The sequence below is a fragment of the Lacticaseibacillus mingshuiensis genome, from assembly GCF_016861785.1.
Classification (GTDB): domain Bacteria; phylum Bacillota; class Bacilli; order Lactobacillales; family Lactobacillaceae; genus Lacticaseibacillus; species Lacticaseibacillus mingshuiensis.
Genome location: NZ_BOLS01000017.1, coordinates 17,503 through 37,314, shown reverse-complemented (window position 1 = coordinate 37,314; position 19,812 = coordinate 17,503). Strand labels below are relative to the sequence as shown.

14 protein-coding genes are annotated in these 19,812 nt (G+C 57.1%); 13 read left to right on the top strand and 1 reads right to left on the bottom strand.

The annotated features are described in order from the left end of the window. Positions 1-250 precede the first annotated feature (250 nt). The 9 genes from coaBC to JUE67_RS10325 are packed head-to-tail and all read left to right on the top strand — an operon-like array spanning position 251 to position 11,214. A complete protein-coding gene (gene coaBC / locus JUE67_RS10365; RefSeq protein WP_203628146.1) occupies positions 251-1,444 on the top strand; it encodes a bifunctional phosphopantothenoylcysteine decarboxylase/phosphopantothenate--cysteine ligase CoaBC in 1,194 nt (397 codons plus the stop codon). 32 nt (positions 1,445-1,476) lie between these two features. After that, complete coding sequence (priA, locus tag JUE67_RS10360) at positions 1,477-3,897, top strand: primosomal protein N' (RefSeq protein ID WP_203628147.1); 2,421 nt, start codon at positions 1,477-1,479, stop codon at positions 3,895-3,897. Between the two features lie 25 nt (positions 3,898-3,922). Then, positions 3,923-4,879, top strand: coding sequence for a methionyl-tRNA formyltransferase (gene fmt, locus JUE67_RS10355; RefSeq protein WP_203628148.1), 957 nt, complete (start codon positions 3,923-3,925; stop codon positions 4,877-4,879). After that, a complete protein-coding gene (gene rsmB, locus JUE67_RS10350; RefSeq protein WP_203628149.1) occupies positions 4,860-6,200 on the top strand; it encodes a 16S rRNA (cytosine(967)-C(5))-methyltransferase RsmB in 1,341 nt (446 codons plus the stop codon). The genes fmt and rsmB overlap by 20 nt, the downstream gene beginning before the upstream one ends. 9 nt (positions 6,201-6,209) lie before the next feature. After that, positions 6,210-6,953, top strand: a complete 744-nt coding sequence (locus JUE67_RS10345; RefSeq protein WP_125698417.1) for a Stp1/IreP family PP2C-type Ser/Thr phosphatase — start codon at positions 6,210-6,212, stop codon at positions 6,951-6,953. Further along, positions 6,950-8,950 carry a Stk1 family PASTA domain-containing Ser/Thr kinase gene (gene pknB / locus JUE67_RS10340; protein WP_203628150.1) on the top strand — a complete coding sequence of 667 codons (2,001 nt, stop codon included), beginning with the start codon at positions 6,950-6,952 and terminating at the stop codon, positions 8,948-8,950. The genes JUE67_RS10345 and pknB overlap by 4 nt, the downstream gene beginning before the upstream one ends. Positions 8,951-8,970: 20 nt before the next feature. After that, positions 8,971-9,879 carry a ribosome small subunit-dependent GTPase A gene (rsgA, locus tag JUE67_RS10335; RefSeq protein ID WP_203628151.1) on the top strand — a complete coding sequence of 303 codons (909 nt, stop codon included), beginning with the start codon at positions 8,971-8,973 and terminating at the stop codon, positions 9,877-9,879. 16 nt (positions 9,880-9,895) lie between these two features. Next, positions 9,896-10,540 (top strand): ribulose-phosphate 3-epimerase, encoded by a 645-nt coding sequence (gene rpe / locus JUE67_RS10330; protein ID WP_203628152.1) that lies wholly within the window; start codon positions 9,896-9,898, stop codon positions 10,538-10,540. Then, positions 10,540-11,214: a thiamine diphosphokinase gene (locus JUE67_RS10325; RefSeq protein ID WP_203628153.1), complete on the top strand. Its 675-nt coding sequence runs from the start codon at positions 10,540-10,542 to the stop codon at positions 11,212-11,214. The genes rpe and JUE67_RS10325 overlap by 1 nt, the downstream gene beginning before the upstream one ends. Before the next feature lie 2,914 nt (positions 11,215-14,128). Here the strand turns inward: JUE67_RS10325 and rpmB are convergent. Beyond that, the gene (gene rpmB, locus JUE67_RS10320) at positions 14,129-14,314 is read right to left on the bottom strand and encodes a 50S ribosomal protein L28 (protein WP_125586748.1); all 186 of its coding nucleotides are present in this window, start codon (positions 14,312-14,314) and stop codon (positions 14,129-14,131) included. Between the two features lie 198 nt (positions 14,315-14,512). Between rpmB and JUE67_RS10315 the strand changes: the two genes are divergently transcribed. The 4 genes from JUE67_RS10315 (at position 14,513) to plsX (ending at position 19,799) form a co-directional block, all read left to right on the top strand. Further along, positions 14,513-14,881: an Asp23/Gls24 family envelope stress response protein gene (locus JUE67_RS10315; RefSeq protein ID WP_125696434.1), complete on the top strand. Its 369-nt coding sequence runs from the start codon at positions 14,513-14,515 to the stop codon at positions 14,879-14,881. A 22-nt stretch (positions 14,882-14,903) separates the two neighbouring features. Continuing rightward, positions 14,904-16,571, top strand: coding sequence for a DAK2 domain-containing protein (gene fakA, locus JUE67_RS10310; protein WP_203628154.1), 1,668 nt, complete (start codon positions 14,904-14,906; stop codon positions 16,569-16,571). 129 nt (positions 16,572-16,700) lie between these two features. Then, the gene (recG, locus tag JUE67_RS10305; RefSeq protein WP_203628155.1) at positions 16,701-18,740 is read left to right on the top strand and encodes an ATP-dependent DNA helicase RecG; all 2,040 of its coding nucleotides are present in this window, start codon (positions 16,701-16,703) and stop codon (positions 18,738-18,740) included. 48 nt (positions 18,741-18,788) lie between these two features. Then, entirely contained in the window at positions 18,789-19,799 is a 1,011-nt protein-coding gene (gene plsX, locus JUE67_RS10300) for a phosphate acyltransferase PlsX (protein WP_203628156.1), read from the top strand. Positions 19,800-19,812: the final 13 nt, after the last annotated feature.

The window sequence follows — 19,812 nt, the reverse complement described above, 5'->3', positions numbered from 1 at the left end:
CTACGCCGAAAGCAAGCTTTGAGACCGCGTACTCTGCGGGCTCAAAGTTGCTTGTCCGTCTACTACGGTCGCCAGCCAATTTCTGGCTGGTGCACACCCGCAATTTTCCGCAAACCAAATCAAAATGGCAAGCGGGCGATCCCGCGCGTTTGTCAGAGCGAGAAAACCTTAACGTCTACGAGCCAACGCCCGGTCCCCGCCTATGCGACAACTCTGGTATAATGAATCCAGACATAAAGAAGGTGCGACGATGACGGGAAAACAGATCGGCTTATTTGTCACAGGTGGAATCGCAGCATACAAAGTGCCGCTTTTGGTGCGCGCGTTGATCAGGCGCGGCCATTCTGTGCGGGTGGCGATGACGCATGCCGCCACGCGGTTTGTGACGCCTGAAACGCTGGCCACCGTCAGCAAGCAGCCTGTTTTAATGGCTAACGACGCCTTTGCGGATGCCAGCCACGTGGCCCATGTCGAGTTCGCCAATTCGCTCGATATGGCAGTGGTGGTGCCGGCCACGGCCAACACGATCGCGAAAATGGCCGTGGGCATCGCCGACAATGAGGCGCTGAGTGCGTTGCTCGCGTTTGCCGGACCGAAACTGGTTGTGCCAGCGATGAACGACCACATGTGGGAAAATGCCCAGACCCAGGCCAACGTCCACCATCTGCAAGAATTGGGGATGGCGGTGTTGCCGCCTGCGACCGGATTTTTGGCAGAAGGCTATGCCGGCGTGGGGCGGATGCCAGACCTTTCTGTGATCGAGGCGTTCATTCAAAGTTATCAGCCCACGCCGTTTTTGGCTGGGAAAAAGATTCTGATCTCATCCGGCGGCACCAAGGAACGCATTGATCCGGTGCGCTACATTGGCAATGATTCCTCAGGCAAAATGGGCGCAGCGCTGGCCAATGTGGCGGCCGCAGCTGGCGCTGAGGTCACCCTGGTCACCACGGCCACCCAGCCTGTATTGACCCAGGTGCAGGTGGTGCCGGTCAGTTCGGCTCGCGAAATGGGGGCGGCACTGACCGCGCATTTTGCGCAGACTGATGCGCTGATCATGGCAGCCGCAGTTGCGGATTTTCGGCCGGATCAAGTCGCCGCAAATAAGATCAAAAAACAGGGCGATGCGGCCCTGACACTGCAGCTGGCGCAAAATCCGGACCTGCTGGCTGGCTTTGGCGCGGCCAAAACGCATCAAGTGGTGGTCGGTTTTGCGGCTGAAACGACGGCGCTGCTGGCGAACGCGACCGCCAAATTGGCGCGCAAACACGCCGATCTGCTGGTCGCCAATCAAGTGGGCGTGCATCAAGGATTTAACCAGGAGACCGATGCGGTGACGCTCCTTTGGCCAGACCGGGCGCCACGCCCCATCGCCGAAGCGTCAAAGACGGAGATCGCCGCAGAGATCTTGGCCGAGGTGGCGCCGTTGATCGAGCGCCACAAGTAGCCGATCATCACGACCAGAAAGGGGGAAGTCATGTGTCAACGGTAGCAAAAGTGATCGTCGATGTGCCGACGATGCAGACCGATCGGCCATTCGACTATTTGATTCCCTCTGTTTTGGCCGGCGAGATTCGCCCCGGCATGCGGGTATGGGTCCAATTTGGCAGCGGCAAGCGCCAAGTGAGCGGCATGGTCGTTGGCCTCGCGGAGGCCCCGGCATTTGACGGCGAGCTAAAGCCGATCTTGGCGGTGCTGGATCCGGAGCCTGTAATGGATCAGGAACGCTTGGACCTGGCGCATTGGTTGGCGCAGACCACCTACGCGTTTTGGATCACGTGCATTCAGACCATGTTGCCGACCATGCTGAAGGTCGATACGGTGCGGTATGTGACCGCGGGGCCGGCTGCAAGCGACGCGACGGCTGCGCTGCTGGCCGGGCGCGACCAACTCGAACTCACGCCTGACCTGGACCCGGCCACGATGGCGCAGATTCTGACGCTACTCGCGCATGAGGGGCTAACCTTGCATTATCAAAGCAAGGATCGCGCAAAGGTGAAAACAGTGGATCATGTGGTGCCACTGCTGACGCCTGAAGCCTATGCAGAATTGCAGACCACGGTGCGGGCCAATGCCGCTAAGCAGCAATTGTTGCTCACCTCATTGGCAAATTGGGCCACCACTAAGCAGACGCCTTCCGTCAAAACCATCGAGACGACAGTCGGTCTCACCCGCAGCCAGCTCACCGCCGCTGCAGGCAAAGGCTGGCTGCGCCTTGAACCTCGTGAAGTCTACCGGAATCCGTACCCACAATACACCGGCGAAAAATTGACCACGCCACTGCCCCTCACGACTGATCAGCAGGCCGTTGTTTCTCAGATCAATGATGCGACCGGCGCCAAGCGTGCCGAGACATTTTTGCTTGAAGGCGTCACCGGCTCTGGGAAAACAGAGGTCTACCTGCAGGCCATTGCGAAGGCCTTAGCGATGGGGCGCACCGCGTTGATGTTGGTGCCGGAGATCGCGCTGACGCCGCAAATGGTGCAGCGCGTCAAAGGCCGCTTCGGCAATGCCGTCGCGGTGCTGCATTCCGGCTTATCCGATGGCGAAAAATTTGACGAGTGGCGGCGTATCGCCCGCGGCGAGGCCGCAGTGGTGGTTGGGGCCCGCTCCGCCGCATTTGCGCCGCTGACGAATATCGGCTTGTTTATCATCGATGAAGAGCATGAAAGTAGTTATAAACAGGATGACGCGCCGCGCTATCATACGCGCGATGTGATCCGGCACCGGGCGGCCCTGCATCACGCGCCGGTCGTGTTGGGCTCCGCCACCCCATCCCTTGAATCCCGCGCCCGCGCGGAAAAAGGGGTCTACACGTTGCTTCGCCTGCCCAACCGCATCAATCATCAGGCGCTGCCGACCGTTTCCTTGATCGATATGCGCGAGGCATATCAAAACGGCGCGCAGGGCGATTTTTCCAAGGAATTATTGACGGCCCTTCAACTCAGGCTTGATCGGCATGAACAAAGTGTCTTGCTGCTCAACCGGCGCGGGTATTCGTCATTTGTCATGTGCCGCGAGTGTGGGTATGTCGTGCAGTGTCCCAACTGTGATATCAGCCTGACGCTGCACATGGACACCCACACCCTGAAGTGTCATTATTGCGGGCATGAGGAAGCGATTCCGCATGTTTGCCCCAACTGTGGGTCCAATAAGATCCGCTACTACGGCACCGGCACGCAGAAAGTGGAAAGTGCGCTGCATGAGCTGTTGCCGGCTGCGCGGGTGCTGCGCATGGATGTCGACACCACGCGGAAAAAAGGCGGGCATGAAAAGATCTTGCGCGCCTTTGGCAATCACGAGGCAGACATTTTGCTCGGCACGCAAATGATCGCAAAGGGGCTCGATTATCCCGATGTCACGTTGGTCGGGGTGATCAACGCCGATACGAGTCTGGGGCTGCCGGATTTTCGCGCCAGCGAGCGGACGTTTCAGTTGCTCACTCAGGTCAGCGGCCGCGCGGGGCGGGCGGACAAGCCCGGCGAGGTGATCGTGCAGAGCTTTAACCCGGATCATTACGCCATTCGCTATGCCCAAAAACAGGATTATGAAGGCTTTTTCCGGCAGGAGATGGCCATTCGCCACCGCGGGGATTATCCGCCGTATTTTTTCACGGTGAAGGTGACCGTCAGTCATCAAGACGAGCAACAGGCGGCCAAGGCGATCTATTCGCTGGCCAATGAGCTCAAACAGGCGCTCAGCGACCAGGCCCTGGTGCTCGGCCCAACGCCGGGGGCCATTGCTCGGTTGAAGAATCGGTATTACTATCAGATCGTGATCAAATATAAAAATGAGCCGCAGCTTGGCCCGACGTTGGCGCGCATTTTGGACGAAACGCAGCAAAGCACCCGGCGCGGGTTCCAGATCGGTATCGATCGTGAGCCCGTCAACTTTATTTAATGGAAGAAACGAAAGGAGCGCATCAATGACATCTGTTGTGTTTATGGGGACCCCCCAGTTCGCCGTCCCGATTCTCGAGGCGCTGGTCGCCGATCACTATGACGTGCGCGCCGTGATCACCCAACCTGATCGCCGCGTGGGCCGCAAGCAACTGCTCGAACAATCGCCGGTGAAACAGGCGGCTGTCCGCTTGGGGCTGCATGTGCTGCAACCGGAAAAACTCAGCAAGAGCCCCGAGTTGGACGAGGCGATCGCCTTGGCGCCGGATCTGATCATCACCGCTGCCTATGGCCAATTTTTGCCGGTGCGGTTCCTGAACGCGGCAAAAATTGCGGCGCTCAATGTTCATGGGTCGCTGCTGCCGCGTTGGCGCGGTGGGGCGCCGATTCAATACAGCATTCTCAGCGGTGACAGCGCGACTGGGGTGACCATCATGGAAATGGTCAAGGCGATGGACGCCGGTGGAATCTACGCCCAGGCGCGGCTGACCCTGACCCCCGAAGACGACAGCGGGACTGTTTTTGAAAAATTGAGCCTGATCGGCCGTGATCTCCTGCTTCGGGTCCTTCCGCAGATCATCGATGGCACATTGAAGCCGCTGCCACAAGAAGAAAAACACGTCACATTTTCGCCGACTATCACGAAGGACCAGGAACAACTGGATTTCACGCTTCCAGCCAAGCAGGTGGATCAATGGGTCCGTGCGCTGCGGCCTGAAGTGGGCGGGTATGTTGTGATCAACGGCCAGCGCGTCAAGCTTTGGGCGGTGACGCCGCTGAAGGCAACCACTGACGCCAAATCGGGCGAAGTGGTCGAGCGCACCAAGAAACAATTGATCGTCGCGGCCGGCGACCACACGCAATTGCAGATCGACACGCTGCAGCCGGCGGGCAAAGCCGCCCAGCCGATCGCCGCTTATCTCAACGGCGCCGGTCAAGCGATCAAAAAGGGGGACCAGCTCATTGAGCCAACCACAAAGTAATGCCCGAGCACTGGCGGTTTCGATTCTGGAACAGCTGGAGTTGCGCGGCGGTTATTCAAATCTGGCGCTGGATGCGGCGTTGGCCAAGGCCCATCTCGATCCACGCGACGCTGGCCTGGTCACCACCATCGTGTACGGGGTGCTGCAGCATCAGCTGACGCTCGATTATGACCTTGCGCCATTCATCAAGGACCGCAAGCTCGATCTGTGGGTCCGAATCTTGTTGCGGACGGCCATTTTTCAACTCGTTTATCTGGACAAAATTCCGGCCCGGGCGATTTTTTATGAATCCACCGAGATCGCCAAAACACGTGGCCATGTGGGGCTTGCCAAGTTTGTGACCGGCGTGCTGCGCGCGTTTCAACGCGATGGGGCGCCCAGTCTTGATGCCATCGAAGACGACCATGAACGGCTGAGCATCGCGACCTCCACGCCTTTGTGGCTGGTGGACCGCTTGATCGCCCAGCAAGGTCTGGCCAAAGCCACGTCGATTCTCAGCGACATCGACCGGCCGAGTGCGGCGGCGCTGCGGGTGAATACCACGCGGACGACGCGCGAGGCCCTGCAGCAGGCGCTTGCCCTGGAATTCAAGTTGACCCCTTCTGTTGTCAGTCCTGTTGGGTTGACGTCAGAAGGCGGCCATTTGGTCCAGACCTATGCGTTTTCGGCTGGGGACTACACGATGCAGGACGAAAGCTCCCAGTTGGTCGCGCCGAGTTTGGCGATTGCGCCGGATAACTTGGTGCTGGATGCGTGCGCGGCCCCGGGCGGCAAAACCACGCATATTGCCGAATATCTGGATTCTGACCAAGGCGGCCGGGTGATCGCGCTGGATCTGCATCCCCACAAGGTGCGCCTGATCGACCAAAATGCCCGGCGGCTTGGGCTGCAAAAGCGCATCGATAGTCGGGTGATGGATGCCCGGCAGGCAGGGGATGAATTTGCCGAAGAGACCTTCGATCGCATTTTGGTCGATGCGCCGTGCTCGGGCTTGGGTCTGATGCGCCGCAAACCAGAGATTCGCTACGCCAAGCAGCCCAGCGATCTTGAGGCGCTGCCGGCGATTCAGCTCGCCATCTTAAAGAGCGTCGCGCCGCTGCTCAAGCGAGGCGGCCGCCTCACGTATAGCACCTGTACGATCGTCAATGAAGAAAATCAGGATGTGGTCGCGGCTTTTTTGGCGGCCTCACCGGATTTTGAGCAAGTGGCCGTTCCCGGCGCCGAGGCCTTGACCCACGCGCATGGGGCGCCGGCGCTTCAGCTTTTTCCCGATGACTATGGCACCGATGGCTTTTTCATTGCGAGCTTTGTGCGTAAATAGGAGAACTCGATGGAATATGCATACCGAACCGACCTGGGGCGACGCAGGCCGAACAATCAAGATTATGTCGGTCTTTTCAACAATCAGGCCGATGCCACATTGGCGATCGTGGCCGATGGAATGGGCGGGCACCAAGGCGGGGATGTTGCCAGTGAAATGGCCGTCTCTCATATCGGGCATGCCTTTCGCGAGACCAAAACGGCGGACGTTGAGACGATCGTGCGCTGGTTGATCTTCGAGCTGCAAAACGAAAATGATGTCATCTTGGAAAAGGCGCAGCGCTATACCGACCTGACCGGAATGGGCACGACCCTTGTGGCTGTGGTGATCTCCGGCAGCCGCTTTGTCGTGGCCAATATCGGCGATTCGCGCTGCTACTTGTATCGCGGTGGGCATCTTTTGCAGATCACCGAGGATCACAGCCTGGTCAACGAGCTGGTCAAACACGGTGAGCTGACCAAGGAAGAGGCGCAGCGGTTTCCGCAGCGTAATGTGATCACCCGCTCGCTTGGGGTGTCCAGCGATGTCGATGCGGATGTGACCATTTACGACATGGAATACGATGATTACCTCTTGCTGTGTTCGGATGGCCTGACCAATCAGGTGCCGGATGCCCAGCTGGAGGCGGTCATCGGCTCTGCGTTGCCGCTTGGCAGTAAGGCGCAAGAGCTGATCTTGAAGGCCAATGCCGCGGGCGGGCCGGATAACATCACCGCACTGCTCATTCATCAAGATCGGAGGGAGCACGAATGATCGAACCTGGCAATATTCTCAATGAACGCTATCAGCTTCTGAAGACCTTGGGCGAAGGCGGCATGGCCAATGTTTACCTGGCCCATGACCTGATCTTGGACCGCGACGTCGCCGTCAAGGTCTTGCGGCTCGACCTGCAAAATGATCCCGACACTATTCGCCGGTTTCAGCGGGAAGCGATGGCGACATCGGAGCTGGTCCATCCCAACATCGTGTCGATCTATGATGTCGGGGAAAGTCATGGCCAGCAATACTTAGTCATGGAATATGTCCATGGCACCGATCTGAAAAAATACATCGTCGAGCATTTTCCGATTCCGTATCAGCGCGTGATCGACATCATGGCCCAGATTCTGTCGGGGGTGCAGCTTGCCCATGACCACAACATCATCCACCGGGACTTGAAGCCGCAAAATATCCTGATCGATGAAGATGGCAACGCGAAGATCACGGATTTTGGCATTGCCGTGGCGTTGTCGGACAATTCGATGACGCAGACCAATTCGCTGCTTGGCTCGGTCCATTATCTGTCGCCGGAGCAAGCCCGCGGCGGCATGCCGACCAAGCAAAGCGACATTTACGCGCTGGGCATCATTTTGTTCGAGATGCTGACGGGGACGGTGCCATTTGAAGGCGACTCGGCGGTGTCCATCGCGCTCAAACATTTTCAAGAGGACATGCCCGCCGTTCGCGATTTTGACCCGCGCATTCCGCAAGCCTTGGAAAATGTGGTGCTCAAGGCCACGGCTAAGGAGCCGGCCGATCGCTACACGAGTGCAGCCGCGATGGCGGATGACCTGAAGACGGCACTTTCCGCGTCGCGGGCGCATGAGCCAAAATTCGTCGCAGCGACCAACAGCGACCTCGATGAAACAAAAGTCCTGCCAAGTGCCGGGGCCGTCGCGGCAGCTTCTGCAGCTGCGGCCTCGACTCAGCCAGCTTCAACGCAAGCGGCCACGACCGATTCGGCGGCCAAAAAACGTGACAACAAGAACGCCAAGAAACAGCCGACCTGGACCAAGTACTGGCCGTTGATCGTGGCGGGCGTCGCACTGCTGGCGCTGATCGCCTTTTTGATCTTTGCGTTCACCGGGGCCAAAGGGGATGTCAATGTGCCGGATCTGCGGGGCATGACCCAGACCCAGGCGAAATCGGCGTTGAAAGCCGCGGATCTGGAACTCGGCAAAGTGTCCAAAGCCAACTCGAATACCGTTGCAAAAAATCGTGTCATTCGCTCGGAGCCAGGACGCAAGACCAGCGTGAAGAGTAAGAGCAAGGTCGACATCGTGTTGAGCAAAGGCGTGGAAAAATTCACCGTGGATGATTACACCGGCGAACTTTACGACGACGTGCACAGCGATCTGAAGTCGGCCGGCTTTACGGTCAAAAAGACGGAAAAAGAAGACGATGCCCCAGAAGGCACCATCCTCTCGCAAAGTTTGAAAGCCGGCAGCAAGGTCGTCCCGGCCGATGAGACGATCACACTCACTGTTTCGAAAGGGCCAAAGCCGATCGTCTCGTCCAGCAGCTCCTCTGAGCCTGAGGAAAAGACCGTGACGGTGCCAGATTTTATCGGCCAGTCCGCAGACAAGGTGAGTTCCTGGGCAAGTGAAAACGGCATGAAGGTCATCTTCGAGGATCAGGAATCGGATACGATCGCGAAGGGTGATGTGATCTCTGTTTCCCCAGCTTCCGGCAGTACCCTGACAGCCGGCGAAACCTTGACCGTCGCTCGCTCGACTGGCGCCCCGGCGTCTTCCAGCTCGAGCGAGTCGTCCTCAAGTGAGCCCGATGACACGTCGTCCTCAACGCCAACCGTCAAGAGCCAGGTCGAGGCGTATATCGGCAAAACATACAGTCAGCTCCAAGGCTTTGCAACTGAAAAGGGTTATACGCTGACCACCGACGCCGGAGATCCATCCTCGGATTCCGTGATCATCGAGAGCATTGAAAGCGTCGATGACACGACCAAAGTGATCGTGGTCACCGTGAAGTAGTTCCGTGAAAGGAAGTTTTTATGGCTGAAGTCAAAACTGGGCAGATCATTCGCCAGCTGAGTGGGTATTATGATATCGCGACGGACGGCGAGGTGACCCGCACCCGCGGCCGCGGCGTGTTGCGCAAGCGCGATGTCACGCCGCTGGTCGGCGACCGCGTGACCTACACCCCCGGCGCCACCGCAGACGATGATGGTGTGCTGATCGACGTGTTGCCCCGCGAGAATGCGCTGGTGCGGCCGCCTGTGGCCAACATCGATCAGGCGCTGTTGGTCGTGGCCGCTGCCGAGCCCGATTTTTCCCTGAACCTGCTCGATCGCTTTCTCGTGTATCTTGAGGGGAAGGCGATTCACGCCGAGATCTATCTGACGAAAACAGATCTGGTACCGGCTGCGGATCTGGCGAAAATTCAAACGGCGCTGGCGGGCTACGAACAGATCGGCTATGCCACCTTCGCGCCACTACCGCCGTTTGCCGAGGAGACACTGGCGGCCGTGCGCGCCAGTTTTGCCGATAAGCTAACGATTTTCACCGGGCAGACCGGGGCCGGCAAATCGACCCTGATCAATCATCTGGTGCCAGGCCTGCAGCTGGCGACCGGCGAGATCTCCAAGGCGCTCAATCGCGGCCGCCACACCACGCGGACGACGGAACTGTTCATCGCAAACGGCGGGTTGGTTGCGGACACCCCTGGCTTTTCGTCGCTTGGCCTGCTGGACGTTGACCTCAGTGACCTGCGCAACCGGTTTCCGGAATTCGTTGCGGTCGCCGATGAATGCCGTTTCCGCTCGTGCCAGCACGACAAGGAACCAGGCTGCGCGGTGAAATCCGGGGTCCAAGCTGGCACCATCATGCAGAGTCGCTACGACGATTACCTGCAGTTTCGCAGTGAGCTGGCCGGCTTGCGGCCAACGTATCAGAAAAAATAGAAGGGAAGATGTGAACATGAAGATCGCACCTTCGATCTTGAGTGCGGATTTTGCGGATCTTGCCACCGGCGTCGCGGCTGTTGAAGCAGCAGGGGCGGACCGGCTACATATTGATGTGATGGACGGCCATTTTGTGCCAAATCTGACATTTGGGCCAGACACCGTGCGCGCGTTGCGGCCGCGGACCAGCCTGCCGCTTGAAGTCCATTTGATGGCCGACGACCCGGATCGCTGGATCGCCGGTTTTGCCGATGCGGGCACCGACATTTTGCTCGTGCATCAGGAAGCGACCGCGCATCTCTACGGCACCCTGCAGACCATCGCCGCGCATCACGTTCAAGCCGGCGTCGTGCTGAACCCCGGCACGCCGCTGAACACACTCGACGAGGTCCTGCCGCTGGTCGATCAGGTGCTGATCATGACGGTCAACCCAGGTTTTGGCGGCCAGCATTTTCTGCCGGCGATGACGGCGAAGGTTGCGGCCTTAGCGAAAACTCGGACGGCCCGCGGACTCAATTTTGCCATCGAAGTCGACGGCGGCATCAACGACCAGACGATTGGCGACGTGACGGCGGCCGGCGCGGATATCGCGGTGGCCGGCTCGTATATTTTCGGTGGTGACCCCGCGCAGCGGCTGGCAAAGCTTGAGGGCCGCGCTTAATGGAAAAGTCGTTGCTTGGGCTAATGGTCGGTGGTCCGCGCGCACTTTTGCCGACTGACTGGTCGAGTCTGGCGCCAACCTGGGCCGGCGTCGACCGCGGCACGTTGACCTTGCTTGAAGCAGGGGTGACACCTACGTTTGCGGTTGGCGACTTTGATTCGCAAACGGAAGCGGAATACGCGAAAGTCCGCGCGGCGGTTGCCGACGTGGCCCGCGTCTCTCCAGAAAAAGATGAGACCGACACCGAAATGGGGTTGCGCGTGGCATTTGAGCAATTTCATGCGACGCGGGTCCTGGTGCTTGGCGGGACAGGCGGCCGACTCGATCATTTACTGTCCAATTTGTGGCTTTTGACCCAGCCGCGGTTTGAGCCTTACGCCGAACGGGTGAGCTTCGTTGATCAACAGAATTGGATCGACTTTTTGTTGCCTGGCGCGCATCTACTTCAGCCGCGTCCACAGTTTCGGTATCTCGGCATCGCCAACTTAACGGCGGTCCGGGATCTCACAATTGCTGGTGCCAAATACGCGTTGCCGGCGTGGACCAACGACCGACCGTTTTCCTGGGCCTCCAACGAATTTTTGGGCGAGGCGCCAGTTCGTGTCAGCTTTTCAGAAGGGGTGGTCGCTGTGATTCGCAGCCGCGATCGCATTGGGCAGACTCGGGATAACTAAGCATGACAGGGGCGCTCAGTGATGAGCGCTTTTTTTGTCGTGCGGTCCGAGGGAAAAGGGCAGAAAGTATTGTGATGGCGTCACACTACTTTTCTGCGGAATCAGGGGGGCAGGAATAGGCGTCCGCGGGATAAAGGAATATGTGTGTGATACCATCACAACAATTTATCCATGCAATGTGGGCGTGGCAATCTTTGCGGACCACGGGAACGCGGATTTTTAGATTCACAGACAAAAGAGCCATATTTGCGGACCGTGAGTCTGGCCGATATGGGGCTTTTGTCCCAGTGCAATCTCGGAGATTGCCGATTTGGTTTTTCTGCCTAGGAATCACGCAATTTGCAGTCTCAGAGATCGTAGGGCCGGGGGCTGTGACATCCACATTGGTGTCACCCCGTCACAAAACTTGATATTCAGCGTCTGAGACTGGCAATCTTTGCAGACCACGGGACCGCGGATTTTGAGATTCACGAGGAAAAAAGTAATTTTGTGGACCGTGAGCCCGGTTGATGTGAACTGAGTGATCCGTCGCGATCTCGGAGATTGCCGATTTGGTTTTTCTGCCTAGGAATCACGCAATTTGCAGTCTCAGAGATCGTAGGGCCGGACTGTGACCTCCACATTGGTGTCACCCCGTCACAAAACTTGATATCGAGCGTCTGAGGCCTGGCAATCTTTGCGGACCACGGGACCGCGGATTTTGAGATTCACGAGGAAAAAAAGTAATTTTGTGGACCGTGAGTCCGGTTGATGTGAAATGGGTGACTCGTTGCGATATCGGAGATTGACGATTTGGTTTTTCTGATTAGGAAATACGCAATTTGCAGTCCCAGAGATTGCACGCCCGGACTGTGACCTCCACATTGGTGTCACCCCGTCACAAAACTTGATATCGAGCGTCTGAGGCCTGGCAATCTTTGCGGACCACGGGACCGCGGATGTCGAATTTCACGAGGGAAAGAAGCATTTTTATGGAATGTGAGTCCGGTTGATGTGAAATGAGTGACCCGTTGCGATATCGGAGATTGCCGATTTGGTTTTTCTGCGCAGGAATCACGCGATTTGCAGTCTCAGAGATCGTACGGCCGGACTGTGACTTCCACATTGGTGTCACCCCGTCACAAAACTTGATATCGAGCGTCTGAGGCCTGGCAATCTTTGCGGACCATGGGACCGCGGATTTTGAGATTCACGAGGAAAAAAAGCAATTTTGTGGACCGTGAGTCCGGTTGATGTGAAATAGTGACCCGTTGCGATATCGGAGATTGCCGATTTGGTTTTTCTGCGTAGAAATCAGGTGATTTGCAGTCTCAGAGATTGCCCGTCTTGGACTGTGCCATCCACATTGGTGTCACCCCGTCACAAAACTTATATCGAGCGTCTGGGACTGGCAATCTTTGCGGACCACGGGACTGCGGATTTTGAGATTCACGAGGAAAAGAAGCAATTTTGTGGACCGTGAGTCCGGTTGATGTGAAATGAATGACCCGGCGCGATCTCCGAGATTGCCGATTTGGGGTTTTCTGCGTAGGAATCACGCAATTTGCAGTCTCGGAGATCGCGAATCCGATCGTGGCCTCCACATTCGTGTCACCCCGTCACAAAACTTGATATCGAGCGTCTGAGACTGGCACTCTTTGCGGACCACGGGACCGCGGATGTCGAATTTCACGAGAAAAAGAAGCACATTTGCGGACCGTGAGTCCGGTTGATGTGAAACGAGTGACTCGTCGGGATCTGGGAGATTGCCGATTTGTCTTTTCAGGCCATATTTCTCAACACTTGCATTCTCAGAGACTGCAAGCCCATACCCCGGGTATGCGGAGGTCGCTGGTTTCCCTCGAAAGATGATAATAGGCATACTCAGGGTACGCGAGTTTCAATTCCCCAGGGGCGTGCAGTTAGCCGGGACTTGTCTATTCGGTAAGCCAGCCGAACTACCTCGATCGTCGCTCGATTCTCGACAATCAAAACGTTGAATTGACGGCATTCCTGTGACCGAGACTATTTGTTGTGTTCGACAGATTCTGACCAGTTTATGGAAAACGTTGATAGACCGCGGTTTTTAATGCCCGATGAAACGTCTCAGAAGCGCAGTAGAAGGTCGTTTTCGTATTGAAATTGATGGATTGGTCGCGAAAATGTCGTAGAATGTGCGTGAGAGAGTTGTGCCCAATCAAGCACTGATAGAGTTGTTGGCCTTTAATTTCTGGGCACCAACCCGGTCTCACGCGGAGCGCTGGGGATGTGGGGATAAAGATGTGGGATGGCATCACACATCTTTTCCATCGAATTTTCAGTTGCGCGGGGCTTGGCAAGAGGCGCCATCCCCGGGGCGCGCGGATGGAAAGAAATGTGATGCCATCACACGCCTTCAAAGCGGAAACTTCGGGTGTGCGGCTCACAAGAGATCCGCATCCTCGGAGTATGCCGTTCTGTCTTTTTGGCACTCAAATTAAGTAAGCCGTATTCCCTGAGTACGCGGTGGAATAGCCACTTTGCAAAAACCGTCACTGCTTGCGATCCCTGAGACCGGGAATATCGATATTTCTCGCCGAAAAACACAAAGTCGCGGTCTCAGAGATCGCAGCGTTTGCCGCCCAGTGTGTTGGCACCCCAAACTAGTGTGATGCGGTGACACTATTTCAAGGGCCCCGGGTTGTGTGGCAACAATCAGTGTGATGGCGTGACATTAGTTTTCGGCAGTTATTTGGGGATGTGCGGACCCTGGGACCGCGGATGTTGTCTTTCGCAACCAAAAGCGGCAAATTTGTGGACCCTGAGTCCGGCTGCCCAGATGCGCTTGCCATCATCGTGTGACACCATCCCACTATTTTCTTCGCACGCCCCAACTGCCCAAAACGGCACAAAAAAAGCGGCGTCCACTGGGGACACCGCAATTTTTATGTTCAGGTTAGACCCGAGTCACTTTGCCGGACTTCAGCGCGCGGGCAGATACCCAAACGCGCTTTGGTTTGCCGTCGATCAAGATACGGACCTTCTGCAGGTTTGCCTTCCAAGAACGTCGGCTTGAGTTAAGCGCATGGGAGCGCTTGTTGCCAAACGTGGTGTGACGACCTGTAATGACGTCTTTTGCCAAATCGTGGACCTCCTTGCTTATCCGCGTGCTGCGAATTTTTCACTTGACTAACTTATCATAACGCCGCGTTGAATGCAATGTTTTTTGCAAAGTGAAAATACTTGACAGCAGATCCACGCCGGGGCCGGTTGCTTTAAAAACGGGTAGTGCTATGATAAACTATCTTAGAAACCCAACAGAATAAGAGGAGGTCAGCACATGGCGGTCAAAATCAAAACCAAGCTGGGCACGATCGATATTGCAAACAGCGTGATCGCGACAGTAGTCGGTGGCGCAGCAACGGATATTTACGGTATCGTCGGCATGGCCAGCAAAAATCAGATTCGCGATAACCTCAATGATATTTTGAACCGCGAGAATTATTCCCGTGGGGTCGTTGTTCGCCAGCAAGATAATGGCGTGGCGGTCGAGGTGAATATTGTCGTTGGCTATGGCACGAAGATCTCAGAAGTTTGCCGCAACGTTCAAGACAAAGTGAAGTATAATCTTGAAACGATGCTCGGTGTCACAGCCAATGAGGTCACGGTGATCGTTCAAGGCGTCCGCGTGCTGGGCGACGAGGACTAGCGCGTTGAGGAGGATTTGTTAGGTGGAAGTTACTGAGATCACAGCCGCAAAGTTCCAGGATATGATTCGCGTCGCCGCGCATCGTATCAATAAAAATGCGGAATTTGTCAATTCGTTGAATGTTTTTCCCGTTCCGGACGGCGACACCGGCACTAACATGAATCTGACCTTCCAGACCGGCGCCAAGGCGGTGCTGGAAAGCGACAGCGACCATGTCGGCGCGCTCACGCAATTGCTGGGCAAGGGCCTGCTCATGGGCGCGCGCGGCAATTCTGGGGTCATCAGTTCCCAGCTTTTCCGCGGCTTCGCCAAAAGTGTTGAGAAGAAGCAGACACTTTCCGCGCAAGACTTGGCGGATGCCTTTGCCGCTGGGGTCGAAACGGCCTACAAAGCGGTGATGAAGCCCGTCGAAGGCACGATCTTGACGGTCGCGCGCGAAGGGGCCAAGGCCGGGTTGAAAACAGCCGGTACGACCAATGATGCCGTTGCGGTGATGACCAGTGTGGTCAAAGCGTCTAAGCGCGCGTTGGCCAAAACACCGGATCTGTTGCCGGTGCTCAAAGAGGTCGGTGTTGTGGATTCCGGTGGCCAGGGGTTGGTCTTCATTTATGAAGGCTTTCGCGAAGGGCTGTCCGGGGATGCGGCCGATGACGCTTATGTCCCGGATGAAGCCGAGATGAATGAAATGGTCAACGCGACCCATCATCAAGGCGCCCAGGCGCAGCTCAATCCTGATGACATTGTTTACGGCTATTGCACGGAAATGATGGTCACCTTGGGTACCGGCGGCCGCGACAAGCCGTTTGACTATGAGACCTTCCGCAACTACCTGAACTCGCTGGGCGACTCCACTTTGGTCGTTGCCGACGATGAAGTGGTCAAGGTCCATGTGCACACCGAACATCCAGGGACTGTTTTCCGCTATGGCCAACAGTTCGGCGAATTGGCGAAGATCAAAGTCGACAACATGCGCCTGCAACACGAAAGCATCATTGAACGCGAAGAAGAGGAAAAAGCCAAACCACAGCCGCTTGCAGAAAGTGGCGTGGTCGCGATCGCAGCCGGCGATGGCCTCAGTGAGCTGTTCAAGAGCCTCGGGGTGACCCATGTGCTCAGCGGCGGCCAGACGATGAATCCAAGCACCAATGATATTTTGGATGCGATCAACGCCGCGCATGCCAAGCGTGTGATCGTGTTGCCAAACAACGGCAACATTTTCATGGCCGCTGAAGAAGCGGCCAAGGCGGCGGCCGTTGAAGTCGCGATCGTCAAATCCAAGACGATCAACCAGGGCTTGACGGCGATGCTGGGTTACAATCCGGAAGCCGATCTTGACGCGAACCAGGAAGCGATGACCGAGGAATTGGCCAATGTTGTGTCTGGTTCTGTCACGCAGGCCATTCGCGATACCACGATCGACGGCTTGGCGATTCACAAAGATGACTGGATGGGCATCATTGATGGCAAGATCAAGGTCAGCGAAGGCGATCGCGCAAAAGCCGCTGAGGACATGATCTTGCAGATGATCGATGAGGATAGCGAGATCATCACCTTGATCATCGGTGAAGGTGGCAGCGAAGACGAAGCTGAGGCGATCGCAGCCGCCATTCAGGAAGCGAATGACGAATTGGAAGTCGAGATCCATCACGGCGACCAACCTGTTTATCCGTATCTGGTCTCGGTGGAGTAATGATGACCGCCTGCGCTGAGAACGTGCAGGCGGTTTTTGTTTTGAGGTGAAAGGTTTTTTGCGCGTCAACCGAAATGAGCGTTTGTTGATGAGCCGAAACCTGATTTGCATTCGAAAGGAGGGAAAAAGATGGCAATCGATGATCCGGTCACGGTGCTACCAGGCGTCGGGCCAAAACGCGCGGATGCGCTGGCGACCCTTGCAATTCGCACGGTTGGGGATCTGCTATTTTATTTTCCCTACCGCTACGATGATCTGCAGGTCAAGGACCTGACGCTTGCGGCCGACCAGGAAAAATTAACAGTCAAAGGGGTCGTCGTCAGTGATCCGGTGGTGACGCGGTTTGGCCCGCATAAGAACCGGCTGAATGTCAAAATTCAGGTGGTGCATGCGGTGGTGCTGGTCACGTTTTTCAACCAACCTTGGCTGAAGGACCGGTTCACCATGGGCACCGAGGCGGCGATCTATGGCAAATGGGACGCTGGGCGCCACACACTGACCGGCATGAAGGTACTGGCCACGCAGACAGAAGATGCGCCATCCCTTGCCGGCATTTACACGGTGAATAAATATATTCGCCAAAGCACCGTGATCGACTTGATCAAGGCGGCCTGGCAGCGCGATGGCCAAAATATTCCGGATGTCGTGCCACTGGCGGTGCGTGAGCGGCTGAAATTGCTGCCGGATCAGGCGATCGTCCACGGGATGCATTTTCCAAGCGACGCTGATGAGGCCAAGGCTGCTCGGCGCAGCGCGATCTTCCGTGAATTCTTCCTGTTTCAGTGCAAGATCCAGAGCCTGCGTCAGGACGACTTAAATGTTGCCAACGGGCTGGCGATTCCGTATGATAACGACGAGCTCAAGGCGCTGATCAAAACCCTGCCGTTTGATCTGACTAACGCGCAGAAACGCTCGGTGAATGAGATCTGCCGCGACATGCGCCGGCCGCGCCACATGAATCGCCTGTTGCAAGGGGATGTGGGGTCAGGCAAAACGATTGTCGCCGCGATCGTGCTTTACGCGACGGTGACCGCGCGCTACCAGGCGGCCTTGATGGTGCCGACGGAAGTGCTGGCTGAGCAGCATTTTGCCAAACTGACGAAGCTCTTCGCCGATTTTCCCGTGCGGATTCGCCTGCTGACGGGCAGCACGCCGGGCAAGGAGAGGCGGGCGACCTTGGATGGGTTGATGACCGGGGATGTCGACATTGTGATCGGTACCCACGCGCTGATTCAAAAAGAGGTCAACTTCGCCGCGCTTGGCCTGGTCGTGATCGATGAGCAGCACCGCTTCGGCGTCCAGCAGCGTAAGATCCTCCAGGAAAAAGGGTTGAAGCCGGATCTGCTCGCGATGACGGCCACACCGATTCCGCGGACTTTGGCGATCACGGCGTATGGTGAAATGGATGTGTCGACGATCGACGAACTGCCGGCGGGCCGCCAGCCGATCACGACGACTTGGGTGCGCAAGAATCAGTTGCGCGACGCCATGGCCCGGATCAAAACCGAGCTGCTGGCCGGCCACCAAGTATTTGCCATCACGCCGCTGATCGCGGAGTCGGAGAAGATCGATCTGCAAAACGCCGAGCAGCTGTATGAAGACATGGACCATGCGTTTCATGAGGTGGCCAAGGTCGCGCTGCTGCATGGGCAGATGAAAAACGACGAGAAGGACGCGATCATGCGGGCCTTCAGCGACGGCGAGGTGCAACTCTTGGTGGCCACGACGGTCGTTGAAGTCGGGGTGGACGTGCCAAACGCCACCGTGATGATTATTTTCGACGCCGACCGGTTTGGCCTCGCGCAGCTCCATCAGTTACGCGGCCGGGTGGGTCGTGGCTCGGCGGCGGCCTACTGCATTTTGGTCGCCGATCCGAAAAATGAGACCGGTGTGGCCCGCATGCAGATCATGACCGAGACGCAGGACGGCTTTTTACTGGCGCAAAAGGATCTGGAAATGCGTGGCGGCGGCGACATCTTCGGCACGAACCAAAGCGGGCTGCCGGCGTTCAAGCTCGGCGATCCGGTCGGCGATTACGCGGTGCTCAACACTGCGCAGCAAGCCGCTGAGACGCTGTTTGAGGCGGACCCCGGGCTGTCGGCACCGGAATTTGCGCCGCTGCGGGGGTACCTGGCCCGCCAGCAACAGACGCAGGGCAGCTTGGATTGATATAATTGAGAGACTGAACAGACTTTTATATAGGAAGAAGTTGGACAGATGAAAATCGCAGTGGATGCAATGGGCGGCGACCATGCCCCGGAAGTCGTGATTCAAGGCGTCGAGCGCGCACGCGACGAGCTCAAGGATGTCGAGTTTTTGCTTTATGGCGACGAGACCAAGATTCGCCCGCTGATCAAAAACGATGAGCGGCTGACGCTGGTGCACACGACCGAAAAGATCAATAGCGATGACGAGCCGGTCCGTGCCATTCGCACGAAGAAAAATGCGTCGATGGTCCTGGCTGCCCAGGCGGTGAAAAACGGCGAAGCGGATGCGTGTTTTTCCCTCGGCTCGACAGGGGCATTGCTGGCCGCGGGCTTGTTCATTGTCGGCCGCATCAAAGGCATCGATCGCCCAGGCCTGATGCCAACCTTGCCGACGCTGGATGGCCGCGGCTTCAACATGCTCGATGTCGGCGCGAACGCGGAGAACCGCGCTGCCCAACTGATTCAATATGCGATCATGGGTGATTTTTACGCCCGCGATGTGCGCGGCATCAAGGCCCCGCGCATCGGCCTGCTCAACAACGGCACCGAGGCCAACAAGGGCGATGAGCTCCACCAGACGACGTATCAGCTGTTGTCCGAGCTGCCCGGGATCGATTTTATCGGTAATGTCGAAAGTGACAGTCTGCTGCGCGGGGTCGCGGATGTCGTGGTCACGGATGGCTTTACGGGCAACGCGACCCTGAAGGCCATCGAAGGGACGGCCAAGTCGATCATGCACTTGGTCAAGGACGCGATCATGAACGGCGGGGTCAAGGGCAAGCTCGGCGGCCTCCTGCTGCAAAAACAGGTCCGCGGCATCGCCTCGACGTTCGATGTGTCCAGTTACGGCGGCGCGGTGCTCCTTGGGCTGAAGGCGCCGGTGGTCAAAGCTCATGGCGGCGCGGATGCGGATGCGGTCTACTACACCGTCAAGCAGATCGATGCGATGGTGAAGGGGCAGACGCTGACCAAGGTCGTCGATTGGTTCAGCGCCCATCCGGTGACCGCGCCTAAGGATTGAGCCGGCCAGGTGA

Excerpts from the sequence above, each read along its gene's own strand:
- coaBC (WP_203628146.1), top strand. The coding sequence starts at position 251 with ATGACGGGAAAACAGATCGGCTTATTTGTCACAGGTGGAATCGCAGCA.
- fmt (WP_203628148.1), top strand. The coding sequence starts at position 3,923 with ATGACATCTGTTGTGTTTATGGGGACCCCCCAGTTCGCCGTCCCGATT.
- JUE67_RS10345 (WP_125698417.1), top strand. The coding sequence starts at position 6,210 with ATGGAATATGCATACCGAACCGACCTGGGGCGACGCAGGCCGAACAAT.
- pknB (WP_203628150.1), top strand. The coding sequence starts at position 6,950 with ATGATCGAACCTGGCAATATTCTCAATGAACGCTATCAGCTTCTGAAG.
- rsgA (WP_203628151.1), top strand. The coding sequence starts at position 8,971 with ATGGCTGAAGTCAAAACTGGGCAGATCATTCGCCAGCTGAGTGGGTAT.
- rpe (WP_203628152.1), top strand. The coding sequence starts at position 9,896 with ATGAAGATCGCACCTTCGATCTTGAGTGCGGATTTTGCGGATCTTGCC.
- JUE67_RS10325 (WP_203628153.1), top strand. The coding sequence starts at position 10,540 with ATGGAAAAGTCGTTGCTTGGGCTAATGGTCGGTGGTCCGCGCGCACTT.
- JUE67_RS10315 (WP_125696434.1), top strand. The coding sequence starts at position 14,513 with ATGGCGGTCAAAATCAAAACCAAGCTGGGCACGATCGATATTGCAAAC.
- recG (WP_203628155.1), top strand. The coding sequence starts at position 16,701 with ATGGCAATCGATGATCCGGTCACGGTGCTACCAGGCGTCGGGCCAAAA.
- plsX (WP_203628156.1), top strand. The coding sequence starts at position 18,789 with ATGAAAATCGCAGTGGATGCAATGGGCGGCGACCATGCCCCGGAAGTC.